The sequence below is a fragment of the Actinomycetota bacterium genome, assembly GCA_030774015.1.
Classification (GTDB): Bacteria; Actinomycetota; UBA4738; order UBA4738; family JACQTL01; genus JALYLZ01.
Genome location: JALYLZ010000108.1, coordinates 1 through 2,086, shown reverse-complemented (window position 1 = coordinate 2,086; position 2,086 = coordinate 1). Strand labels below are relative to the sequence as shown.

Here is a 2,086-nt window from a genome sequence, read left to right as displayed (position 1 = left end):
CCTTGCGGGTGAGGTTGCCGGCGGTGTCCTGCACCGAGCCCTTCGCCTTCTGCACGGCGCCCTTGGCCTCCAGGCTCCGGTTCTTGGTTGCCTTGCCCACGGCCTTCTTCACGCTGCCGGCGATCTTATTCGCCTTGCCCTTGGCCTGCGTCTTGCCCCCAGCCATCTTCTACCACCTCCGCCCCCAGCGTACCCCACGCTGGGCGCGAGCCAAACGCGGCGGCATCCGTCGGTGTGTCGCACCCGAAGTCAGTCGGTTGACGGACTCATCCACGCCCAGGTTCCTCGCGCGCAGGGACCGCCTGCCCCAGTCCGGGACGTGGACGTAGCCCATCGTCGGAAACGGCCGAGCCCTCGGGCCCTAGGGGCATTCGCGGGCCGCCTAGTCGGGTCGCCGCCGCTAGGCGCCGCGGCGTGCCGCAAGACGCGAGTACACCATGACAAGGACCACGGCGACGATGATCGAGCCGATCCACGCGATGCCGTCGTTGTCGGGGAAGATCGCGTTCCAGATCAGTCCGCCGATGATCGCGGACACCACGCCAAGGACGATCGTGGCGGTGATGCTCATGTGATGCTTACCAGGGACCAGCAGCCTGGCCAGCAGACCTATCACGAGCCCCGCGACGAGGTACAGCAGGATCTCGCCCACGGTGATGTCGAAGGCCGCCTCCATCGTCTCCTCCTCCTGACGTCGGGGACGCACTCGAGACCATACCCACGGCTTCCGGCGGGACAGTCGGCAAGAGCCATCTGGCGATCGGCCTTTCGGCGGCCGCCTGCGCCCGGGGCTACCGTGTCCGGTTCTTCCGGGTCACCGAGCTGGTCACGCTGCTCATCGAGGCCCCGACCTTTCCCTGTTTTCCAAGCGCGTGATGGGGCAGGGGTCCTTCCCTCCGGTCGGGTTGTGCTGTCCCGGCCATCTCCGGTACTACGACCCCATCCGACGGCCCGCCGGCATCCGGGCGACTTCCCGTTGGTCGGTTATACGCCCGGCCTCCTCCCGGCCTCGCAGCGGCCGGGGCCGGTGAGGGCCCTCCCCAGTTCCCGTGTGCACCCTCCGGCCATCCCGCCTCCCCTACCCCGGGGAGTTCCTCGGCGCCTGCTCCTCCAGGTCTTCGGCGCCTTCCGTGGCCTTCGCCGTGAGTCGAGCGGCTCGGCTCTCCCTTGTCCCTTCCGGGCTAACCTCACGAGGCTGCAGAGTTCGCGTCATGCTGCGGGCTGGCCGGTTGCTCCCCCCGATGGGGCTTTCGACGCTGCGCTTCGACACCGGGCGTTTCCCCCCGACGCCGGCAGCCTGCTACGGAGCCTCCTGGCAGCTACTCCGACCGGACTCGCACCGGCGAGACGCTCGATCTGACCCGGATCGAGGTCGGCGAAGACCGGTGGGGTGGCCCCGACTGGGCCGCACACGGCGGCTCGAGTCTCTGAGCCGTGGGGATAGAGCGCTACCAGCAGGAGCGGGCTCGGGCGGTTTCCGTGCCTGCGTTCCCAAAGTCGGCGGATATCTGTGACGTTAGGGCGAGCTATCGACTCGCCGACCGCGACCTCAAGGGGGTTATCGCCTAGCCCCAGGTACAGCCTCGTAGACTTGAAAGCCCCTCGGCCCCCTCCCGGCGCGGTCCAGGATCTTCCGCCAGAGCGGCCTTCCAAGAATGAAGAGGCGCGGTGACTGCTATCCGTCATGCCGAGGTGCCCCTAACGGGCCCTTCGTGGGCGAGTCGCCGGTCGGATCTGGCACCCGACAAGTCAACCGGACGCCGGCAGTCCGGTGCAACGAGTGGCCACGTGGAGGTCACTATGCGGTGGAGTCGGGCAAGTGCCTGCCCACGTGTCCGACCACGACTCGGTGCCGTTCCTTGTCCAAGTACAAGTAGATGCGCGCGCAGGTGTCCGGTGATCCAATGCCGAGCACAATGTGCGGCCCCAGCATGACCCGCTCCCCGTTGTAGTCCCGCTCGGGACGCCGAGCTCACCGCACCAACACCCACACCGAGCGACCATCACTCCCGAGGGCCGCCGGCTGGCCCTGGAAGTGAACTGTGACGACCACGGTGAGCAGGGCCGGGTCGACGACCCACAGCGT

At 68.1% G+C, this 2,086-nt stretch carries 2 protein-coding genes; both read right to left on the bottom strand.

Annotated features, from left to right (window positions below; all coding sequences use genetic code 11):
- Positions 1 to 166 (bottom strand): CsbD family protein (locus tag M3Q23_10705; protein ID MDP9342536.1); only part of this gene is annotated, 166 nt, incomplete at its 3' end.
- Between the two features lie 234 nt (positions 167 to 400).
- A complete protein-coding gene (locus tag M3Q23_10700; protein ID MDP9342535.1) occupies positions 401 to 676 on the bottom strand; it encodes a GlsB/YeaQ/YmgE family stress response membrane protein in 276 nt (91 codons plus the stop codon).
- Positions 677 to 2,086 lie beyond the last annotated feature (1,410 nt).